Here is a 19,578-nt window from a genome sequence, read left to right on the forward strand (position 1 = left end):
CGGCGAACGCGAAAACAGAACGAAGGGGCCGGGAGACGCGTTCTCCCGGCCCTTTTTCGTGGCGAGCCGCCCGCTCAATCGTAGCGGTAGAGACGCACGCGCTGGACCGAGAAACGATTCGGCGGCAGCCGGAGATGGCGACCCTGATGGCTCTGGTCGCCGTTAAGGCGGCGGCCGGGATGCCAGCGGCCGTTGTCGTAGCGGCCCTCGTCGATCGCGAGGATTCCCGTCGCCCCCTTCCCCGCGACGGGCGCGAAGGTGAAGGTGACGCCGCGGCCCGCGATCACGAAGTCGTCGGCGGCGAGCTGGATGACGATCGCGCCGTGGGTCTCGGGATGTTGCTGCGCGCGCGGAACCCACGGATCGATCAGGCGCGCGGTGAGATGCGTGGCGCCCATCGTCAGCACCTGATCGGCGAGATCGGTGGTGCCGTCGAACGCGACCGGCGCGCGAACGCCCGCGAGCCGATCACCGCCCTGGCGCTCGAGGATCAGCGGCGCGAGGCCGGCGAGCATCGCGTAGCAATCGGCGAGCCCGGCATCGCCGCCGGGCGCGAGATCGTCGATCGAGAACGGGCTGTAGCCGAACGCCCCCAGCGCACCGATCGCGTAGAGCGCGTTGGCGGGCGCCTCTGCCGCGCCGGCCCGATTCGCCTCGGGGATGAACCACGGCGCGCCGAGCGCGGCATAGGCATGAGTCCATTCGACGAAATTGGGGAAATAGATATCGGGCGCGATGAAATCGATCGACGGCGCACCCTTGCGCCAGATCGCGGCGAGCTTCGGCAACGGGCCGGCCGCGGGATAGCCGCTGCCCGGCGCCGCATTCGGACGCGGCAGCGCGGCGTTGACGTACATCGGCAATGGATAGGCGCGCTTGCCCGCGGCGGCGACGCGTTCGGTGTAACGCGCATAGGCGTTCGCCATGAACGCCTCGTCGGCGCCGTTGCCATAAGCCTCGGCCCAGCTCTTGCCGGCGCCGGGAAGCCCGGCGGGCACCGGCTTCGCCCAGGCGGCGCGCGCGAGCGGCGATCGATCGCGCGGTTCGGGGATCATGCCGATCTCGTTTTCGACCTGGATCATCAACACCGTGCGTGCGGTATCCGATATCGCGAGGTGCGCCATCAGCGCCGCGAAGGCGCGGGCATCGGCGTCTGCATTGGCGGGCGCGAAGGGCGAAAGCATCTCGATCGCACGGCCGTCGGTGAGCCGCGCGCGAGGAAAGCGGGCGGTATCGCGCTTGACCCAATCGGGCACATAGCTCGACATCGAGTTCTTCCAGCTCCCGAACCAGAGCAGAACAACGCGCAGATGCTGCGCGCGCGCATCCTCGAGCAGGCCGTCGACCAGCGCAAAGTCGAATCGCCCCTCCTCGGGCTCGATCAATTCCCAGCTTACCGGCACAAGCACCGTATTGAGATGGAGCCCGGCCAGCCGTTCCCAGCGCGGCGCCATATAGGCCCGGCTCGAGGCGCTCGAATTGGCAAGCTCGCCGCCGAGCAGCAGCCACGGCGCGCCGTCGACGATGAGCTGGCGGCCCTCGATGCGCGGAATCGGCCGATCGGCGGCGGCCGCACCCGTGATGGCCATCGATATGAACGCAACCAACGCGATCAACGTGCGGATCATCGCCCTCTCCCCTGTTCACCCTTCGGCGTGCGCAATCACAGGGGTATCGTCAAGCGAGAGCGCTACCGCAACGGCTGGGTTCGGCTCTCGATCCAGCCGGGCACGATCGGCCCCGTGCGATCGTGCGGGATCAGTGCCGCCTCGCGCTCGACCAGCGCGATCCGATCCTCGAGGCCGAGGTGCGTCGTGCCCGCCAGCAGGCCGCCGTCGCCGAGCCGCTTGCCGTGATCGCGCCACAGCCGCGCGGCGGCCATCGGATCGTAACCGGCATTGGCGAGCAGCACGACGCTCAGCCGGTCGGCCTCGATCTCGGTCGTGCGGATCAGCCGCGCGTTGCGGCCGAAAATACTGAACATGCCCCGCGAGACGCGCGCCGCGGTCAGGCGTTCGGGATGGCGCAGGACGATGTGCGCGAGTTCGTGCGCGACGAGCGCGGCGAGTTCGTCGTCGTTGCCGATCAGATTGAGCAACGCCGAGTTGATCTGGAGCACGAGGCCGTCGGTGGCGGCGTTGAGATTATCGGTGACGCGCAGTTCGACGCGGCCGGCGCAGGCGGGATCGGTGGCGATCGTCACCGTCCGCGACGCGCCCTTATCGACCAGGGTCAGCGCCACCGTTCCGCCCGGCGGGACTGCCGCGAGCGCGGCGCGGGTACGATCGAGCGCCCTGCCCTCATCGGCGGTGGTCGCCGTCCGATCGATCGCCGCGACCGATTCGTCGGCGCGGACGCCGGCGCGGTCGGCGGCGCTTTGTGGAACGACGGCCTCGACCGCGACCGGCGTTTCGAAACCGAACATACGCCGCGCGACATCGCGGATGCCCGAATCGTACGAATCGAGCGCGTGGAGCACCAACCCGGTCGCCCCTGCCCGCCGATCACATAGCGCGACATTGGCGACCATGAGCCGATGCGCGATCGTCGCCAGGCGTAAATCGGCCGCCCTGAGTCCCGCGAGCGCGGCTTCCTGACCGGAGACATCGGGCAACGGCGCGGCCGCAAGCGGCGCGGGCACGGTCGCCGTCGTCAGCGCGAGAAGGCACCCTAGGGTATATGTCCTGAACATCGACATGGCCGTGCGCTATCATCCGAAGGCCGGGAATCACAATCCGGGAGGCAGGCAAGGTATCGTGACGTCAACCATGCGATGCGTGGCACCGAAGCCTCAGTTCGTCCCAAAGTGCCGCGGAACCACCAAAAAGTTCTTGCGTTTAGCGTCTCGCGAGGTATCCCGCAGTGCAACCTGTTTCAATCGGAGACGATGATGACCCCGAAAAAGTACGCCGCCGGCTTTGCCGCGATCGCCTGCCTGCTGACCTCGACGGCGGCCTTCGCAGCCGACGCGACGCGTTCGAGCACCGCGCTTCCGACCGCGCAGTCGTCGGTGGCCCCGGTTCAGGGTGTCCGCACGGCTACCCCGCTCAAGAAGAAGAGCAATGCGCTCAGCAACGGTGCCGCGATCGGCGTCGGCCTGCTCGCGACTGCGGCCGTTGTCGGCGGCATCATCGTCGCGACCGACGACGACGACAAGGCCGACAGCGCCGGCTGATCGTTTTCAAAGCGATACGGAAAAGCCCCGCGATCCCTGGATCGCGGGGCTTTTTGTTTGCCCGGAAGGTTCTCGCCGGGTTCGGCGCCCCGCATCTTTCCGCGACTATCTCCTTCGGACATCAGTCCGGGAAAACGGTGCGCCCTTACCATATCACCCCTGTGCTCCCGCGAAGGCGGGAGCCCGGACTGGGTCCCCGCCTTCCCGGAGCCCCAAATAACCATCCATCAGAAGCCGATCTCATCGAGCGTCGCCGTGACGCGCGCGGTATAGCTGCTGCCGAACAGGCGGAGATGGACGAGCAGCGGCCATAAACGATAGATCGCCAGCCGCGCGCGCCAGCCGGGTTCGAGCATGAGCGAATCGAAAAATCGCGACGGCGGCGAATCGAACAAGGTCAGCATCGCGATATCGGCCTCGCGATCGCCGATCACGCAGGCGGGATCGATCAGCCCGGTGATCGCCCCGCCCGCGGCCAGGATGTTCCCGCTCCATAGATCGCCGTGAAGCAGCGCCGGCGGCGGACGCGCCGGCAACAGCGTGCCAATCGAATCGGCAAGCGATTCGACCCGGCGACCGAGCGCGCGCGGCAGATGCGGCAGATGGCAGCGCAACCGGTGATCGGCCCAAAAGCCCGGCCAGTCCCCGCGTCGCGCGTTGACGATCGCGACCGGGCCGAAGGCATAATCCACATCCCAACCATAATTCTGCGCGCACGGCGCATGGAGGCGCGCGAGCGCATCGGCGAGCGCGGACCATGCCCCCGCGAGGTGCCCATCCGATTCGCATTCCGTCATGACGAGCATGTCGTCCGCGACGGCGACGACGCAGGGCGCGGGTGCGCCGGTCGCCGCGATCGCGCCCAGCATCGTCGCCTCGACCGCGACCTGCGGCCCCAGCTTCGCGATCAGCGTGTCGCCGTGCTCGATATGGATGCGCAGCACGGTCGAGAGATCACCGCCGGCCAGCGGGGTTACCGATGCGATCGGCGCGCCGAGCAGTGCCGCCAACCGGGCGAGCGGCGCCGTCACCCGCCGAAGCGGTCGACCAGCCGCGCTGCCGCGGCCGTGACATCGGCCCAGGTCGCCTCGAATCCCGCCGCATCGCCATAATAAGGATCGTCGACCGCGCTCCCCTTGCGGCCCGGCACCACATCCATCAACAGCCCGAGGTCGGCGGTGGCATCGGCCGGACGGATCGCGGCGAGATCGGCGAGGTTGGCAGGATCGAGCGCGAAGACGTGGGTGAAACGGTGGAAATCCTCGGCCGTCACCTGGCGTGCGCGCAGCCCCGAGATGTCGACCCCGTGCGCCCGCGCCACTGCCTGCGCGCGGGTATCGGGTGGGCGGCCGACATGCCAGTCACCGGTGCCGGCCGAATCGGCGGCGACGTCCAGACCCGCCGCTTGCGCCGCCGCCCGGAAGGCGCCTTCGGCAAGCGGCGAGCGGCAGATGTTACCGAGGCAGACGAAGAGAATCGACGGTGATTGCGGCATGAAAGCTCCTATCATGGCTGTCCCGCGACAACACAATGATGCGTTAACCAAGGAATCGACTGGTCCAAATCGTAAATAAAGCGTTAACTGCTTGCCATGCAGACCCCGACCGCCGCCGCGCTCACCCCGTCACGCCACCCCTTCCGCCGCAGCCTGGGCGTGGTGCAGGAAGAAGCGCGCGAGCGGCGCGAGGAACACGATCTCAAGCTGTTCGTGCTGAGCTTCACCGCGTTCTTCGTCTGTATCTACAGCTTCATCTTCTGAGAAGATGGCGGTGGGCGAGCGGCCGACATTGGGAGAAATCGGTCGTCCTCCGTTTCGTCACCCCAGCGAAGGCTGGGGTCTATCTCTCCAGCAAGACAGCCCGTTCGTTCGCGGATAGAGTGATGGATGCCAGCCTTCGCTGGCATGACGGCAATTGGACGCAAGCAGCCATGTGTGTGTTCGCACGGGCACGCCGCTCAATCGCATGCCAGATGCAACTTCTGCGCGAGCCAGGCGGCGAGCAGGCACATCGCCGCGACCAGGAACAGCATGTTCTCCGGCGTCACCCCCGCTGCCGTCAGCGCGAGCACGGCGACCGAACCGATCACCATCGCGCCTGAATTGACGACATTGTTGGCCGCGACGGTGCGCGCCGTCTGGTCCTTGGTCACCGTGGTGGTGAGGAAGGCGTAGAGCGGCACCACGAACATGCCGCCGGTGATCGCGATGCCGACGAGGCTGAGCACGATCAGGATCGCGTGGGGTTCCGCGATGAACGCGAGTACGCCGTATAATTGCCCTTCGGGCGCGGGCGTCCAGGTGCGCACGAGCAGCGAGAACAGCACGACGAACCCGCCCATCGCGATCACCGAGGCGGGCGCGAACTTCGCCGAGATCCGGCCGCGCAGCATCGTGTTGATGACGATCGATCCGATCGCGATGCCGACCGAGAAGATCGCGATGACAAGGCTGGCGACGCGTTCGTCGGCGGTCAGGATGTTCTTCACCAGCGGCGGAAAGATGATGATCAGCACCGCGCCGATCGTCCAGAAGAAGCTGATCGCGCAGATCGACAGGAACAGCCGCGGGATGTGCATCGTCGCGCCGATTAGCCGCCACGACGCGGTGAAGGGATTGTAATTGAGCGCGAGCGGCGGCCCTTCGCGGGGCGCGGGCGGCACCTGGCGGCCGGCGACCCAGCCGATCACCGCGACGATCAGCACCCCCACGGCCGAGCCTTCGACCGATAGCCAGCCGGCGAGCACGGTGCCCAGCAGGATCGCGAGATAAGTGCCCGCCTCGATCAGCCCGGTGCCGCCGAGCACATGATCGCGATCGAGATGCTGGGGCAGGATCGCGTATTTGATCGGGCCGAAAAAGGTCGAATGCACGCCGAGGCACAGGACCGCGGCGAGCATCAGCCCCATGCCGATCCGCGTGTGCCCCGCCGCGGCGATCAGCAGTCCCGCGGACCCGCCGAGCATGATCAGGATCTCGGCGGTCTTGACCAGCCGGATGATCTTCGCCTTGTCGATCGTGTCGGCGAGCTGGCCCGACAGCGCGGACAGCAGGAAGAACGGCAGCAGCGACAGCCCGGTGGCGAGCGCGTTGAAGTTCGATTCGACCTCGGCATCGTTGAAGATCTGATAGGTCGCGAACAGCACCATCGCCGTCTTGAAGAAGTTATCGTTGAAGGCGCCGAGAAACTGCGTGACGAAAAGCGGCAGAAAACGGCGCTCCTTGAGCAACCCGAGCGCACTGATCATGGAAATTGACGGCCTCGTCACGTGGCGGATCGGCAGGGCATAGCCGAGGGAATGCGGGGGCGGCAAATCCCATGCGCCATCTCCCCCGCCCGGCGCCCGCGAATCGCCCCCTTCCCCACCCCGACGTGCAGAGCTAGAGCTTGGAGCCATGCTGACGCTGCCCAACCTGCTCACGCTGTCGCGCATCCTCGCGGTGCCGCTGCTGGTCGCCTTTCTGTGGTGGCCGCAATGGGCGTTCGGCTACGCCATCGCCTTCGTCCTCTACTGCCTGATGGGCGTGACCGATTATTTCGACGGCTATGTGGCGCGCGCGCGGGGCACCGTCTCCAAGCTCGGCATCTTCCTCGATCCGATTGCCGACAAGATCATGGTCGCCGCGGTGATCCTGATGCTGGTCGGGACGCACGATATCGGCGGCATCCACCTGATCGCCGCACTGATCATCCTGCTGCGCGAGATCGCGGTATCGGGTTTGCGCGAATTTCTGGCGCAGCTCCAAGTCTCGGTGCCGGTATCGAAGCTCGCCAAGTGGAAAACAACGCTGCAACTCGTCGCCTTGGGCGCGCTGATTCTCGCGGGGGCGTTTCCGGGCGCGGCGTGGATCGGGATCGCCGGGCTCGCCGCCTTATGGGGTGCTGCCGGGCTGACGCTCGTCACCGGCTGGGATTATCTGCGCGCCGGCCTGAAGTATATGGACTGACGCGGCCGCGATGGACCTGCTCTATTTCGCCTGGGTACGCGAGGCGGTGGGAACCGGGCACGAACGGATCGACCTACCCGACGGGATCGGAACGATCGCCGCCTTGCTCGACTGGCTGGCCGCGCGCGACCCGCGCCACGCCGCCGCATTCGCCGACCGCACGCGGCTACGCGCGGCGATCGATCAGCGTTTCGTGGCGCTGGATGCGCCGCTCGACGACGCGCGCGAGGTGGCGATCTTCCCGCCGGTGACGGGCGGATGATCCGCGTTCTGGTCTCGCCCGAGCCGATCGACGTGACCACCGAGCTGGCGCGGATCGAGGCGCTCGAAGCGGGCGCGGTCGCGACCTTCACCGGCATCGTGCGCGCCGACGACGGCGTGTCGCTGCTCGATCTCGAACATTATCCGGGCGCGACCGAAACCGCGCTCGAAACGCTGGCCGCCGAGGCGGTCGCTCACTGGCGGCTGACAGGCGCGATCATCGTCCACCGCATCGGCGCGATGCGGCCGGGCGAGCGGATCGTGCTGGTGGCGACCGCCGCATCGCACCGCGCGGCCGCGCTCGACGCCTGCGCGTGCCTGATCGACCGGCTCAAGACCGAGGCGCCGTTCTGGAAGCGCGAGACACGGGGCCGGGAGACGCGCTGGGTCGACGCGCGCGATGCCGATCACGCCGCCGCCGATCGGTGGAAAACCACCTTATCCGACCAATAGAATTCGTGATTTCAGGAAGATGGTGGAGCCGAGGGGGATCGAACCCCTGACCTCTGCAATGCCATTGCAGCGCTCTCCCAGCTGAGCTACGGCCCCATCTGTCCGGGAAGGAGCGTCGCCTTTAGTCAGGCGTCGCCCCCTTGGCAAGCGTCAGTTCTCGTCGTCCTTGTCCGCCGTCTTGACGCCCAGATCGTCGTCTCCGCCCAGATCGACTTCGTCGTCGGGCGACGGCTCTTCGTCATCCTCGTCGATGTCCAGATCGTCGTCATTGTCGTCGTCGCCCGAAAGAACCTTGTCTTCTTTCTTGCGCGCGTCGTCGTTCTTGGGCTGCTCGAACGGCATCGGCTGCTTCGACTTGAGAATCGGTTCGGGTTCCCACGCGGTGCCGCATTCGATGCAGGTGACGGGACTGTCCTTCCCGAGATCGTAGAAGCGCGTTCCGCACTTCGGGCAGCTACGTTTCGTGCCCCATTCCGGCTTGACCATGTGAAGCCTCGAACCTTTCAAGATGGTGGAATTACGGGCGATGCCCGCCAAATCGGTGGGCGCCTTGCCATAGCGAAGCCGCGCTGTCAAAAGCCGCGCGCGATGCCGCATCCTGCCCCCCGCCCCTTCTCGATCGCCGCGCGCGGCCCACTGGCCGGCCGGATCACCGTTCCCGGCGACAAATCGATCAGCCACCGCGCGCTGATGCTCGGCGCGCTCGCGGTCGGCACCAGCCGGATCACCGGGCTACTCGAAGGCGAGGACGTGCTCGCCACCGCCGCCGCCCTTCGCGGCATGGGCGCGACAATCATCCGCGAGGACGACGGCGCCTGGGTGGTCGACGGCGTCGGCGTCGGCGGGCTGCTCCAGCCCGAATCGGCGCTGGAAATGGGCAATTCGGGCACCTCGACGCGGCTGCTGATGGGGCTCGTCGCGACCCACCCGATCACCACCACCTTCACCGGCGACGCCTCGCTCTCGAAGCGCCCGATGGGCCGCGTGATCGAGCCGCTGGCGCAGATGGGCGCCGATATCACCGCGAGCCCGGGGGGGCGATTGCCGCTGATGGTGCGCGGAATCGCGCCCGCGGTGCGAATCGACTACCGGCTGCCGGTCGCCTCGGCGCAGGTCAAATCGGCGGTGCTGCTCGCGGGGCTTAACACGCCGGGGATCACGCGCGTAATCGAGCCGGTGCCGACGCGCGACCATAGCGAGCGGATGCTCGCGGGTTTCGGCGCGGATCTCACCGTCGAAGAAACGGGCGGCGAGCGGATCATCGCGATCCGCGGCGAGGCCGAGCTGCAACCGCAGCAGATCACGGTGCCCGGTGACCCTTCGTCGGCGGCATTCTGGGCCGTCGCCGCCTCGATCGTACCCGAATCGGATATCGTCATCGCCAATGTCGGGCTCAATCCGACGCGCGCCGGGCTGTTCACCGTGCTGCGCGCGATGGGGGCGGATATCGAGGAAATCGACCGCCGGACGGTGGGAGGCGAACCGGTCGCCGATCTGCGCGTGCGCCACGCCGCGCTCTCCGCGATCGAGGTGCCGCACGACCTGGCGCCGAGCATGATCGACGAATATCCGATCCTGTTCGTCGCCGCCGCGCTGGCCGAGGGCCGCACCGTCGCGCGCGGGGCGGAGGAACTGCGCGTCAAGGAATCGGATCGGATCGCGGTGATGGCAACCGCGCTGCGTGCCGCCGGCGCGAGAATCGAGGAATTCGAGGACGGGCTCACGATCGAGGGCCGCGGCGGCGCGCCCTTGGCCGGAAACGCCCACGCCGCCTCGCACCTCGATCACCGTATCGCGATGGCGATGACGGTGGCCGGGCTCGCCGCGATCGCCCCGATCACAATCGACGACATCGCCCCGGTGGCGACGAGCTATCCCGCCTTTTTCGGCACCCTAGACCAGCTTACGGGCCAGGCATGATCATCGCCGTCGATGGCCCCGCCGCGTCGGGCAAGGGCACGATCGCGCGCGCGCTCGCGCATCGTTACAGGCTGCCGCATCTCGATACGGGGCTGCTCTATCGCGCCGTCGCAGCGACGGTGTTGCAGCACGATCTCGATCCGGCAATCGAAGCCGATGCCGTGGCGAGCTGCGGCTTCGACGACATGCTGCTCGGCGATCCCGAACTGCGCACCGATCGGGTCGGCCAGGTCGCCTCGATCGTCTCGGCGCATCCGCTGGTGCGCGCGGCATTGCTCCAGCGCCAGCGCCGCTTCGCACGCCAGCCGGGCGGCGCGGTGCTCGACGGGCGCGATATCGGCACCGTGATCGCGCCCGAAGCCGAGGTGAAACTGTTCGTCAAGGCCACGCCGACGATCCGCGCGCGCCGCCGCCACGCCGAATTGCAGGCCCGCGGCGGCACCCAGAGCTTCGATCGCGTGCTGGCCGACATCCGCGCGCGCGACCAGCGCGATGCACAGCGCACCGCCGCGCCGCTGGTGCAGGCCCCCGACGCGGTGCTGCTCGACACGAGCTTCCTGTCGATCGACGCCGCGGTGCAGAAGGCGATCGATCTGGTGGAAGCGAAGCGGCGGGGCGCGGCCTAGAGAAAACCGTCATGCCGGACGTGTTCCGGCATCCAACGTGCAACAAGCGATAGCGCTCGTGGAGGGTTGGACCCCGGAACGAGTCCGGGGTGACGAGAAGTTGCCAATTTTGCCGGGTCTAAGCCTCGCTCGACCGTTCACCGGCCGCAAACCGACGCCGCGCATCGGCGGCAATTTGGGCACCCGGCACCTCCCTGCCTTGCGCCAAGTTTAGGGTGCCTTGGCCGGGCACAACAGACTCAGGTCGAAATTTAAACCAACAGTATCAGAGGGGAGTCCAGCCGCACCTTGCCTCATGCGCGCACAAGCGCTATGTGCGCGCCCGTCCGTCGGGCGGTGCCCGCGGGGGAAGGCGCGACGGGATGAGTCCTCTCGCGCCCTTTTCGCTTTAATCGGCGGTTCCTTCGCGAAGCTTGCTCGTCTGGATGCCGTGCCCGTATTCGGCGTGCGCGGCAGTTCGGCCACAAGACCGCCGGAACCAACCGGCCGGCCGGAAAACGTCAGTTCAGGAACCACATCTTTATGGCCACTACGGCAAACCCCACCCGCGATGATTTCGCGGCCATGCTCGAGCAGACGCTCGGCGGCACCGACAGTTTCGAAGGCCATGTCGTCAAGGGCACCGTCACCGCGATCGAAAACGATCTCGCCGTCATCGACGTCGGGCTGAAGAGCGAAGGCCGCGTGCCGCTGCGCGAATTCGCCGCGCCGGGGCAGAAGGCCGATCTCAAGGTCGGCGACGAAGTCGAAGTTTATGTCGACCGCGTCGAGAATGTGAACGGCGAAGCGATGCTGAGCCGCGATCGCGCCCGCCGCGAAGCCGCCTGGGACAAGCTCGAAACCGAATTCGCCGAAAGCAGCCGCGTCGAGGGCGTGATCTTCGGCCGCGTCAAGGGCGGCTTCACCGTCGACTTGAACGGCGCTGTCGCCTTCCTGCCCGGCAGCCAGGTCGATATCCGCCCGGTGCGCGACGTGACCCCGCTGATGGACATGCCGCAGCCGTTCCAGATCCTGAAGATGGACCGCAAGCGCGGCAACATCGTCGTCTCGCGCCGCGCGGTGCTCGAGGAAACTCGCGCCGAGCAGCGTTCGGGCCTGATCCAGAGCCTCGCCGAAGGTCAGGTGATCGAAGGCGTCGTCAAGAACATCACCGATTACGGTGCGTTCGTCGATCTCGGCGGCATCGACGGCCTGCTCCACGTCACCGACCTCAGCTACAAGCGCGTCGGCCACCCGTCGGAGATGCTCGGCATCGGCGACACGGTGAAGGTGCAGATCATCCGCATCAACCGCGACACGCAGCGCATCTCGCTGGGCATGAAGCAGCTCGAGAGCGATCCGTGGGAAGGCGCATCGGCCAAATATCCGGTCGGCGCCAAGCTCAACGGCCGCGTCACCAACATCACCGAATATGGTGCGTTCGTCGAACTCGAAGCCGGGATCGAGGGCCTTGTCCACGTTTCCGAGATGAGCTGGACCAAGAAGAACGTCCATCCGGGCAAGATCGTCTCGACCAGCCAGGAAGTCGAAGTCGTCATTCTCGAGGTCGACGAAGAGAAGCGTCGCATCTCGCTGGGCCTCAAGCAGGCGCAGGCGAATCCGTGGGAGGCCTTCGCCGAGAAGCACCCGGTCGGCTCGACCGTCGAAGGCGAGGTCAAGAACGCGACCGAATTCGGCCTGTTTGTCGGGCTCGACGGCGATGTGGACGGCATGGTCCACATGTCCGACATCGCCTGGGGCATTTCGGGCGAGGACGCACTCAACCTGCACCGCAAGGGCGAAACCGTGCAGGCGATCGTGCTCGACATCGACGCCGAGAAGGAGCGCATCTCGCTCGGCATGAAGCAGCTTGAGCGCGGCGCCCCCGCGGTCGGCGGCGCGCCGGCAGCCGCCGGCGGCAAGGTGAACAAGGGCGCGATCGTCACCGTCACCGTGCTCGAAGTCCGCGATGCGGGCCTCGAAGTGCAGGCGGGCGAGGACGGGGCGACCGGCTTCATCAAGCGCACCGATCTCGGCCGCGACCGCGACGAGCAGCGCCCCGAACGCTTCCAGGTCGGCCAGAAGTTCGACGCGATGGTGTCGGGCTTCGACCGGTCGAAGAAGCCGACCTTCTCGATCAAGGCGATGCAGATCGCCGAGGAGAAGCAGGCGGTGCAGCAATATGGTTCGTCCGATTCGGGCGCGTCGCTGGGCGACATCCTTGGCGAAGCGCTGAAGGCGCGCGAAACCAAGCAGTAAGCGACTACATCACGGCGGGCGGTGCGGGCCGCTCCGCTCGCCGTGAAACGCGTTTCGCGTGTCGCAACAATCCTATCGGTCAGGCCGAATCGCGTGTAAGGGCTGGTATCGATCGAAGTTGAGCGTGCCCGCACGGTGCGGGAACAAGGGCGCAACCCGCGAGCGCAGCAGCGCCGCCAAGCGACCCAATCGACCTGATGGGAGGGCGTTGATGATCCGATCGGAACTCGTTCAGATGCTTGCGGATGAAAATCCGGATCTGGCGCTGCGCGACGTGGAAGCGATCGTCTCGACCTTTTTCGATGAAATCACCGCCCGACTCGCCGATGACGGCCGCGTCGAACTGCGCGGGTTCGGCGCCTTTTCGACGCGGGCGCGCGACGCGCGCACGGGCCGCAACCCGCGCACCGGCGAGACCGTGCAGGTCGACGCCAAGCGCGTGCCCTATTTCAAGCCCGGCAAGGAAATGCGCGCGCGCCTCAACGTCTGAGCGCCTGATTCGCAATTCGGCACCGGCCCGCTCCGAAAATCCACCTCGAACGCCGCTACCTTTAGCTTGACGACCCCGCTACCGATGCGCTTCTCGTCGGCGCCGGCGCGGACGTGGCGAAATCGGTAGACGCAGCGGACTTAAAATCCGCTTGCCCAACGGCAGTGCGGGTTCGAGTCCCGCCGTCCGCACCAACACCCCGACCACCGGAACTCGTGGAAGCGCCGTGATGGCGCCTGCGGCGTTCGCGTGGCACAGTGGGGCGGCACGCGACGAACGGAGACGAGGATTGACGCGCACGACGACGGTGACGGCGATCATGCTCGCGTTCGGGCTGCTTGGCAGTTGCGACCGGCGAAGCGATGTCGGCCCGGTGGTCGCCAGCGTGATCGGCGACGCGCCCGTGCTCGCCGATCCGGCACGCCGGGCGCTCGGCCGGCCGTCGCAGATGCTGATGGCCAGCGTCGCGCAGGGGCTGGTGCGGCTCGACGCCACCGGGCAGGTCGAACCCGGCATCGCCGAACGCTGGATCGTGATCGACGACGGCATGAGCTACATTTTCCGGATCGGGGACGTGACATGGCCCGACGGCAGCGCGGTGACCGCGCGCGCGGTGGTCCAGCGGCTGCGGCGCGAACTCGCGCCCGGTTCGCGCAACCCGCTGCGCCCCTATCTCACCGCGATCGACGAAGTGGTGGAGATGACGCCCGAGGTGATCGAGGTGCGGATGAAAACGCCGCGACCCGATCTGCTGCGGCTGCTCGCGCGCCCCGAACTCGCGATCTTCCGGCTCGATCCGCCGCGCGGTACCGGCCCGATGCGGCGTAGCGCGCAGCGCAGTGCGCCGGGGCTCCTGCTCGAGCCCGTCCCCGGCCCGGTCATCGACGCCGACGATCCCCCGCCCCCGCCGCGCCCCGAACAGACGGTGCGGCTGATCGGCGAGCGCGCGGCGAAAGCGATTCTGCGGTTCAAGGCGCTGCGATCCGACATGGTCGACGGCGGCACGTTCGCCGACTGGCCGCTGGTCGGGCTCGCCGAGATCGCGCCGACCGCGATCCGGTTCGATCCCGCGCAAGGGCTGTTTGGGCTCGCCATCGTCGAACGGTCGGGTTTTCTGGCGACGGCGGAGAACCGCGCCGTGCTGGCCGGCGCGCTCGACCGCGAGGCGATCGTAGCGCTGGTCCGCGCCGGCTGGCCGACCACCGATCGCATCCTGCCCGACGCGATCGATCTCGCGACACCGCCCAACCTGCCCGGCTGGGCGATCGGCACGCTCGACGAGCGCCGCGCGCACGCGCGATCGGTGGTCGCGGCGTGGGAATCGGCACACGACACGCCCCTCAGCCTGCGGATCGCGCTACCCGACGGGCCCGGCGCGACCCTGCTGTTCGGCGGGATCGCGGCATCGTTCGCCGCGATCGGGGTCGAGGCGACGCGCGTGCCGATGCGCGCCGACGCCGATCTGCGCCTCGTCGATGCGATTGCCCCGGCGGACAATGCGCGCTGGTATCTCGCCCGCGCCTGCGCGCCGTGCGGCGAACAGGCGTCGACGCTGATCGATGCCGCCCGCACCGCCGCCGACACACCGGCGCGCGGCGCCGCGATCGCCCGGGCCGACGCGGCGCTGACCGCCGATGTCGCCTTCATCCCCTTCGCCGCGCCGCTGAGATGGTCGCTGGTCGCCGCGCGACTCGACCAATGGCAGCCCAACCCCCGCGCGTGGCACCCGTTGAATCACCTGCGTTCCGACACCAAGTGATTTGGTAATGGCAAACCGAACCACCCGCATCGACCCCGCGATGATCGACCGGCTGGCCGACATGGCGTATCTCGACCGCAATCCCGCCGCCGTGCGCAAGCGCGTCGAGGGCATGGAGCATCTGCTCGAACGGCTGTTCGTCATTCCGGGGATCAACCGGCCGGTGGGGCTCGACGTGATCCTCGATCTCATCCCCGTCGTCGGCGGCACCGTCGGCGCGGCGCTCGGCGCGTGGATGGCGTGGGAAGCGCGCAATGTCGGCATGTCCAAATTTCAGATGACGCGGATGATGGGCAATGTCGGCCTGGATTTCCTGCTCGGCCTGATCCCATTCGTTGGCGCGGTGCCTGATTTCTTCTTCCGATCGAACACGCGCAACCTGCGCATCATCAGGAAACACCTCGACAAGCACCACCCCTCGACGGTGGTGATCGAACAGTGAGGCGCCCGCCCAGACGTGTGGCGGGGCCGCTGTCGTCATGCCGGACTCGTTCCGGCATCCAACCCTCCACGAGCGGTAACGCTTGAGGCGCGTTAGACCCCGGAACCAGTCCGGGGTGACGAACAGGGTCTCGGTACCAGTATTCCCTCACCGCAGCCCGCGCCAAACCTTGAGGCGCGCCGTCTTGGCCAGCCCGCCCTGAAAGCTGGGGCAGCGGTGGTAGCGATAGGCGGTGTCGAGGCAGACCCACACTTCCTCCAGCCAGCCGTGCCGGTTGGCGGTGATACGCATCATGTCCGCCTTCAGCCCCGGATTGACGCGCGCCATCGCTTCGGCAAACGATCCTGCGGTGAGACGGCGGCGTGAGAGGGCATCCATGTCCGGATAGCGCAGGCGAGCGTAGAGGCGACGCGAGCGTTCGAAGAACTGCGCGGGCGTGTCGCGCGTGCAGGTGCCGTGCTTGGCCCATTCGTGCTGGATGAGTTGCAGATCGGGGGTGGCGCAAAGGTGCTGCGACAGGACGCGTTCGGGCAGCAAGCTCGCCGGGCGGCAATATTGCGGCCATTCCTTCGTCTTGCCGTCGGGCCACAGGCCGTGGAGCGTGAAACCGAAGCGGTTGCCGCTGCCGCACTGGAATCTGGCCGCGGCCTGCTTCGCGTGGTCGTGGCAGAATTGCGGCGCCCATTTGATCGCGAGCGTATAGCCGCCGATCGCGCGCAGGCGCCGGGGCTGATCCTTGCTCGGCAGATCGGGCTTGGGGCGCGCCAGCGAGGTCGGCAGGTCGCATTTGTACGCCTGCGCATTGGCGGCGACGGGCACCAGAAGCGCGGCGGCCGCTACCAGTTTCACCAGTGTTTTCATGTTTCTACCCCCTCCGCCCGATTGTGCCGCCGCTTCCCCGCGCCCGCAAGTCACACGCTTGCGAAGTCGAGCCCGATATCCGCCGCCGGCGCCGATTGGGTGAGGCGGCCGACGCTGACATAGGTGACGCCGGTTTCGGCGATCGCCCGGATCGTCTCCAGCGTCACCCCGCCCGACGCCTCGGTCGGCACACGCCCGCCAACCAGCGTCACCGCACCGCGCAACACCGGCGGGGGCATGTTGTCGAGCAGCAGATGTGTCGCCCCGGCGGCGAGCGCGGGTTCGATCTGGTCGACCGAATCGACCTCGACGATGATCCGTTCGATCCCCGCCGCAACCGCGCGGCGGACCGCTTCATCGATCGATCCGGCGACCGCGACGTGATTGTCCTTGATCATCGCCGCATCCCACAGCCCCATGCGGTGGTTGGTCGCGCCGCCCATCCGCGTCGCGTATTTTTCGAGCACGCGCAGGCCGGGGATCGTCTTGCGCGTGTCGAGCAGCGTCGCGCCCGTGCCGAGGATGCGATCGACATAGGTGCGCGTCATCGTCGCGATGCCCGACAAATGCTGGACGGTGTTGAGCGCCGAGCGCTCGGCCGTCAGCAGCGCGCGCGCCTTGCCTTCGAGCCGCATCAGATCGGTGCCGGGGGAGACGCGGTCGCCCTCCTCCACCAGCCGCTCGATCCGCACCTCGGGATCGAGCGCACGGAAGAACGCCTCGGCGATCGGGAGCCCGGCGACGGTGATCGCGTCACGGCTGTCCATCACGCCCGAAAAGCACGCGTCGGCGGGGATGACGGCGGCCGACGTGATGTCGCCGCCGGCGCCCAGATCCTCGGCGAGCGTGGCCGCGACGAACGTGTCGAGATCGAATCGATCGAGCGTGAAGGTCAAAATTGCGTGCTCCTGTCTTCACCGTTCGTGCTGAGCTTGTCGAAACACCGCTTCGCTTCGGGTTGAAGCAGGAAAAACGGCCCTTCGACAAGCTCAGGGCGAACGGGGGTGTTCTGGGCCAGCCTTCCCAGGCGAACGGTCGACCCTATTCGAGCAGCTTCGGCCCTTCCTTCTGCAACATCGCGCGGAGCTGGTTGCCGAACATGCCAAGGAAAGCGGGGAGATCGAATTCGGCATGGACATTGGCGTCCTGCACGTCGAGCCGGCTGGCGACGCGTTGCCCCATCGCCTCGACGGTGAAGTGCATCACATCGCCTTCCCAATGCCGCTCGGTGATCGCGCCGCCGGGGACGAAGTGGGCGATCTTCCCCACCCCGTGCTCGATCCGGCCGCGCGCGGCGGCCTTGCCGAGGCGGTGGGGGAGATCGACGGCGACGGGCTCGGTCATGGCATCCTCATCTCGCGAATATCATCGCATCATCGGCGAACGCCTTGAACTCCAAGGCGTTGCCCGCGGGATCGTGAAAAAACATCGTCGCCTGCTCGCCCGCCTGGCCGGCGAAGCGGATATGCGGTTCGATGACGAACGCCGTGCTCGCCTGCCGCAGCCGATCAGCGAGCGCGTGCCAATCGGCCATCGCCAGCACGACGCCGAAATGCGGCACCGGCACGTCGTGGCCGTCGACGGGATTGGCGTGGGCACGTAGGCGCGGGCGGGGATCGAGATGCGCGACGATCTGGTGGCCGTAGAGATCGAAATCGATCCATTCGGGCGCGCTGCGGCCCTCGCGGCAACCGAGCACGCCGCTGTAAAAGGCGCGCGCGGCGGCGAGATCGTCGACCGGAAAGGCGAGATGGAAAGGGCGGATCGCATCGGCCATCACGTGCCAGCGCTATCGCATCCACCGTCGCTTGGCGAGAGCATCGCGGAACCCGATCGCCGCGCGGCGCGTATCGCAGCGATGATGACGCAGCCGAAACCATGCCGGCGCCGGCGATGATCAAGACGCTGGCGGTGGCCACGCGCGACCGCGCCCGGCTCGGCGAGATATTGGCGATCACGTCGCGCTTCGGGCTCGATACGCTGCTCGCGCGGATGGGCCTGCGCGGCGGCGACGGGGGCGAGGATGCGACGAGCGACCTGCCCCGGCGCACCCGACTGGCGATCGAGGCACTGGGGCCAACCTTCGTCAAACTGGGGCAGATCCTCGGCACGCGCGGCGATTTGCTGGCGCCCGAATGGATCGCCGAATTCGAGAAACTGCACAGCCAGGCGCCCACCCTGCCCTTCGAGACGCTGCGCCCGGCGGTGGAAGACGCGCTGGGCCAGCCGCCCGAGGCGGCGTTCGCGCGGTTCGATCCCGAACCGCTGGCCGCCGCCTCGATCGCACAGGTCCACCGCGCCTGGCGCGACGACGGGCGGCCGGTGGTGCTCAAGATCCGCCGCCCCGGCGTGCGGCCGCGGATCGAGGCCGATCTCAGGATCGTCGCGCAGCTCGCCGCGCTCGCCGAGCAGGCCAGCGCCGAGGCGCGCCGCTTCTCGCCGCGCGCGCTGGCGCGGCAGCTTGCCGAGTCGCTGCACGACGAACTCGATTTCACGATCGAGGGGCGCAACGCCGATCGGCTGCGCGAGGATTTCGCGAGCGATCCGCGCGTGCTGGTGCCCGAGATCCATTGGCGCTGGTCGTCCGAAACGCTGCTGGTGATGGATTTCGTCGACGGCGTTCCCCCGCGCGATGGTGATACGCTGCGCGCGAACGGCATCGATCCCGCGCAGATCGCCGCGACCGGCGCCGACATGGTGCTCGACATGGTGTTGGTGAACGGACGCTTCCACGCCGATCCGCACCCCGGCAATCTGCTGTGCCTGCCGGGCAATCGGATCGCCCTGCTCGATCTCGGCTCGATCGGCCATGTCTCGCCCAAGCGGCGCGAGGAATTCCTGAGCTTCGTCACCGCGCTGCAATCGGACGATCCGGGCGGGCTGGCCGAGACGCTCGCCTTGTGGTCCGAAGGCCATGACGTGCCGCGCGCGAATGTCGTGCGCGCGGCCGAACGGCTGGTGGCGCGCCACGGCGGCGGGCGGATCGTGCTGAGCGCATTGATCAGCGATTTCCTGCCGATCCTGCGCGACGAGCGACTGATCCTGCCGCCCGACCTGCTGCTGATCTTTCGCGCGCTGCTGACGATCGACGGCGTGCTTACCGGTATCGAACCCGATTTCGACCTGTCGGGGGCGATGGCGCGCGCGGGGCTGCGCGTGGCGCGCGCGCGGCTGGCGCCCGAACGCTTGCAGGCGAGCGTGCAGGCGCTGATGTGGGAAATGCTGCGGCTGGGCGACGATGCCCCGCGGCTGATCCGCGCGGCGGTGCGACGGCTCGAGGCACCGCCGGTGGCTCAGGCTGCGACCAACGATGCGGCGATTCGCGCGGTGGGGCGGTGGATCGCGGGCGCGCTGCTTGGCGGGTTCGCACTCGTCGCCGGGGCGATCGTGCTCGGCCACGGGTGAAG

At 67.8% G+C, this 19,578-nt stretch carries 22 protein-coding genes and 2 tRNA genes; 13 read left to right on the plus strand and 11 right to left on the minus strand.

Annotation, left to right across the window (positions count from 1 at the left end; genetic code table 11):
• Window positions 1-74: 74 nt before the first annotated feature.
• Together DFR49_RS08105 and DFR49_RS08110 are read right to left on the minus strand one after the other, a co-directional pair.
• Entirely contained in the window at window positions 75-1,628 is a 1,554-nt protein-coding gene (locus DFR49_RS08105; RefSeq protein ID WP_245968293.1) for a DUF5597 domain-containing protein, read from the minus strand.
• Window positions 1,629-1,690: 62 nt separating this feature from the next.
• The gene (locus tag DFR49_RS08110; RefSeq protein ID WP_119035096.1) at window positions 1,691-2,698 is read right to left on the minus strand and encodes a M48 family metallopeptidase; all 1,008 of its coding nucleotides are present in this window, start codon (window positions 2,696-2,698) and stop codon (window positions 1,691-1,693) included.
• A 192-nt stretch (window positions 2,699-2,890) separates the two neighbouring features.
• Here DFR49_RS08110 and DFR49_RS08115 point away from each other — a divergent pair, with 192 nt between their 5' ends.
• On the plus strand, window positions 2,891-3,175 hold the full coding sequence (locus DFR49_RS08115) for a hypothetical protein (RefSeq protein WP_170150961.1): 285 nt from the start codon (window positions 2,891-2,893) through the stop codon (window positions 3,173-3,175).
• A 227-nt stretch (window positions 3,176-3,402) separates the two neighbouring features.
• Here the strand turns inward: DFR49_RS08115 and DFR49_RS08120 are convergent, their stop codons facing one another.
• Together DFR49_RS08120 and DFR49_RS08125 are read right to left on the minus strand one after the other, a co-directional pair.
• Window positions 3,403-4,206, minus strand: a complete 804-nt coding sequence (locus DFR49_RS08120; RefSeq protein WP_119035098.1) for a fructosamine kinase family protein — start codon at window positions 4,204-4,206, stop codon at window positions 3,403-3,405.
• The gene (locus DFR49_RS08125; protein ID WP_119035099.1) at window positions 4,203-4,670 is read right to left on the minus strand and encodes a low molecular weight protein-tyrosine-phosphatase; all 468 of its coding nucleotides are present in this window, start codon (window positions 4,668-4,670) and stop codon (window positions 4,203-4,205) included. Before DFR49_RS08125 ends, DFR49_RS08120 begins: the two co-directional genes overlap by 4 nt.
• Before the next feature lie 96 nt (window positions 4,671-4,766).
• Between DFR49_RS08125 and DFR49_RS21950 the strand changes: the two genes are divergently transcribed.
• On the plus strand, window positions 4,767-4,934 hold the full coding sequence (locus tag DFR49_RS21950; protein ID WP_170150962.1) for a hypothetical protein: 168 nt from the start codon (window positions 4,767-4,769) through the stop codon (window positions 4,932-4,934).
• 197 nt (window positions 4,935-5,131) lie between these two features.
• Here the strand turns inward: DFR49_RS21950 and DFR49_RS08130 are convergent, their stop codons facing one another.
• Window positions 5,132-6,421: an MFS transporter gene (locus DFR49_RS08130; protein WP_119035100.1), complete on the minus strand. Its 1,290-nt coding sequence runs from the start codon at window positions 6,419-6,421 to the stop codon at window positions 5,132-5,134.
• 148 nt (window positions 6,422-6,569) lie between these two features.
• Here DFR49_RS08130 and pgsA point away from each other — a divergent pair, with 148 nt between their 5' ends.
• From pgsA to DFR49_RS08145, 3 genes are read left to right on the plus strand one after another with little or no spacing between them, the layout of a single operon-like run.
• Entirely contained in the window at window positions 6,570-7,121 is a 552-nt protein-coding gene (gene pgsA / locus DFR49_RS08135) for a CDP-diacylglycerol--glycerol-3-phosphate 3-phosphatidyltransferase (protein ID WP_119035101.1), read from the plus strand.
• Window positions 7,122-7,131: 10 nt separating this feature from the next.
• Window positions 7,132-7,383, plus strand: a complete 252-nt coding sequence (gene moaD / locus DFR49_RS08140; protein WP_119035102.1) for a molybdopterin converting factor subunit 1 — start codon at window positions 7,132-7,134, stop codon at window positions 7,381-7,383.
• Window positions 7,380-7,835, plus strand: a complete 456-nt coding sequence (locus DFR49_RS08145) for a molybdenum cofactor biosynthesis protein MoaE (protein WP_119035103.1) — start codon at window positions 7,380-7,382, stop codon at window positions 7,833-7,835. The genes moaD and DFR49_RS08145 overlap by 4 nt, the downstream gene beginning before the upstream one ends.
• 20 nt (window positions 7,836-7,855) lie before the next feature.
• Here the strand turns inward: DFR49_RS08145 and DFR49_RS08150 are convergent.
• Both DFR49_RS08150 and DFR49_RS08155 read right to left on the minus strand, forming a co-directional pair.
• Window positions 7,856-7,931, minus strand: a tRNA-Ala gene (locus tag DFR49_RS08150).
• A gap of 54 nt (window positions 7,932-7,985) precedes the next feature.
• Complete coding sequence (locus DFR49_RS08155) at window positions 7,986-8,321, minus strand: TIGR02300 family protein (protein ID WP_119035362.1); 336 nt, start codon at window positions 8,319-8,321, stop codon at window positions 7,986-7,988.
• A gap of 102 nt (window positions 8,322-8,423) precedes the next feature.
• On the opposite strand from DFR49_RS08155, the gene aroA reads away from it, so the two are divergent.
• From aroA to DFR49_RS08190, 7 genes are all read left to right on the plus strand, one after another.
• On the plus strand, window positions 8,424-9,755 hold the full coding sequence (gene aroA / locus DFR49_RS08160) for a 3-phosphoshikimate 1-carboxyvinyltransferase (RefSeq protein ID WP_119035104.1): 1,332 nt from the start codon (window positions 8,424-8,426) through the stop codon (window positions 9,753-9,755).
• Window positions 9,752-10,381, plus strand: a complete 630-nt coding sequence (locus DFR49_RS08165; protein ID WP_119035105.1) for a (d)CMP kinase — start codon at window positions 9,752-9,754, stop codon at window positions 10,379-10,381. The genes aroA and DFR49_RS08165 overlap by 4 nt, the downstream gene beginning before the upstream one ends.
• Window positions 10,382-10,903: 522 nt before the next feature.
• Window positions 10,904-12,619 (plus strand): 30S ribosomal protein S1, encoded by a 1,716-nt coding sequence (gene rpsA, locus DFR49_RS08170; RefSeq protein ID WP_119035106.1) that lies wholly within the window; start codon window positions 10,904-10,906, stop codon window positions 12,617-12,619.
• Window positions 12,620-12,830: 211 nt separating this feature from the next.
• Window positions 12,831-13,109 (plus strand): integration host factor subunit beta, encoded by a 279-nt coding sequence (locus tag DFR49_RS08175; protein WP_119035107.1) that lies wholly within the window; start codon window positions 12,831-12,833, stop codon window positions 13,107-13,109.
• Between the two features lie 107 nt (window positions 13,110-13,216).
• Window positions 13,217-13,303: transfer RNA gene (locus DFR49_RS08180), tRNA-Leu, on the plus strand.
• Between the two features lie 95 nt (window positions 13,304-13,398).
• Window positions 13,399-14,868 (plus strand): ABC transporter substrate-binding protein, encoded by a 1,470-nt coding sequence (locus DFR49_RS08185; RefSeq protein ID WP_245968294.1) that lies wholly within the window; start codon window positions 13,399-13,401, stop codon window positions 14,866-14,868.
• A 40-nt stretch (window positions 14,869-14,908) separates the two neighbouring features.
• Window positions 14,909-15,310 carry a DUF4112 domain-containing protein gene (locus tag DFR49_RS08190; RefSeq protein WP_245968322.1) on the plus strand — a complete coding sequence of 134 codons (402 nt, stop codon included), beginning with the start codon at window positions 14,909-14,911 and terminating at the stop codon, window positions 15,308-15,310.
• A 147-nt stretch (window positions 15,311-15,457) separates the two neighbouring features.
• Here DFR49_RS08190 and DFR49_RS08195 read toward each other — a convergent pair whose 3' ends face one another.
• From DFR49_RS08195 to DFR49_RS08210, 4 genes are all read right to left on the minus strand, one after another.
• Window positions 15,458-16,171, minus strand: coding sequence for a ribonuclease T2 family protein (locus DFR49_RS08195; RefSeq protein ID WP_119035109.1), 714 nt, complete (start codon window positions 16,169-16,171; stop codon window positions 15,458-15,460).
• A gap of 50 nt (window positions 16,172-16,221) precedes the next feature.
• The gene (nadC, locus tag DFR49_RS08200; protein ID WP_119035110.1) at window positions 16,222-17,067 is read right to left on the minus strand and encodes a carboxylating nicotinate-nucleotide diphosphorylase; all 846 of its coding nucleotides are present in this window, start codon (window positions 17,065-17,067) and stop codon (window positions 16,222-16,224) included.
• Window positions 17,068-17,212: 145 nt separating this feature from the next.
• The gene (locus tag DFR49_RS08205) at window positions 17,213-17,515 is read right to left on the minus strand and encodes a polyhydroxyalkanoic acid system family protein (protein WP_119035111.1); all 303 of its coding nucleotides are present in this window, start codon (window positions 17,513-17,515) and stop codon (window positions 17,213-17,215) included.
• 7 nt (window positions 17,516-17,522) lie between these two features.
• Window positions 17,523-17,948 (minus strand): VOC family protein, encoded by a 426-nt coding sequence (locus DFR49_RS08210; RefSeq protein ID WP_119035112.1) that lies wholly within the window; start codon window positions 17,946-17,948, stop codon window positions 17,523-17,525.
• A gap of 116 nt (window positions 17,949-18,064) precedes the next feature.
• On the opposite strand from DFR49_RS08210, the gene DFR49_RS08215 reads away from it, so the two are divergent.
• Window positions 18,065-19,576 carry an ABC1 kinase family protein gene (locus tag DFR49_RS08215; protein ID WP_119035364.1) on the plus strand — a complete coding sequence of 504 codons (1,512 nt, stop codon included), beginning with the start codon at window positions 18,065-18,067 and terminating at the stop codon, window positions 19,574-19,576.
• Window positions 19,577-19,578: the final 2 nt, after the last annotated feature.

The sequence above is a fragment of the Hephaestia caeni genome (assembly GCF_003550065.1).
Lineage (GTDB): Bacteria > Pseudomonadota > Alphaproteobacteria > Sphingomonadales > Sphingomonadaceae > Sphingomonas > Sphingomonas caeni_A.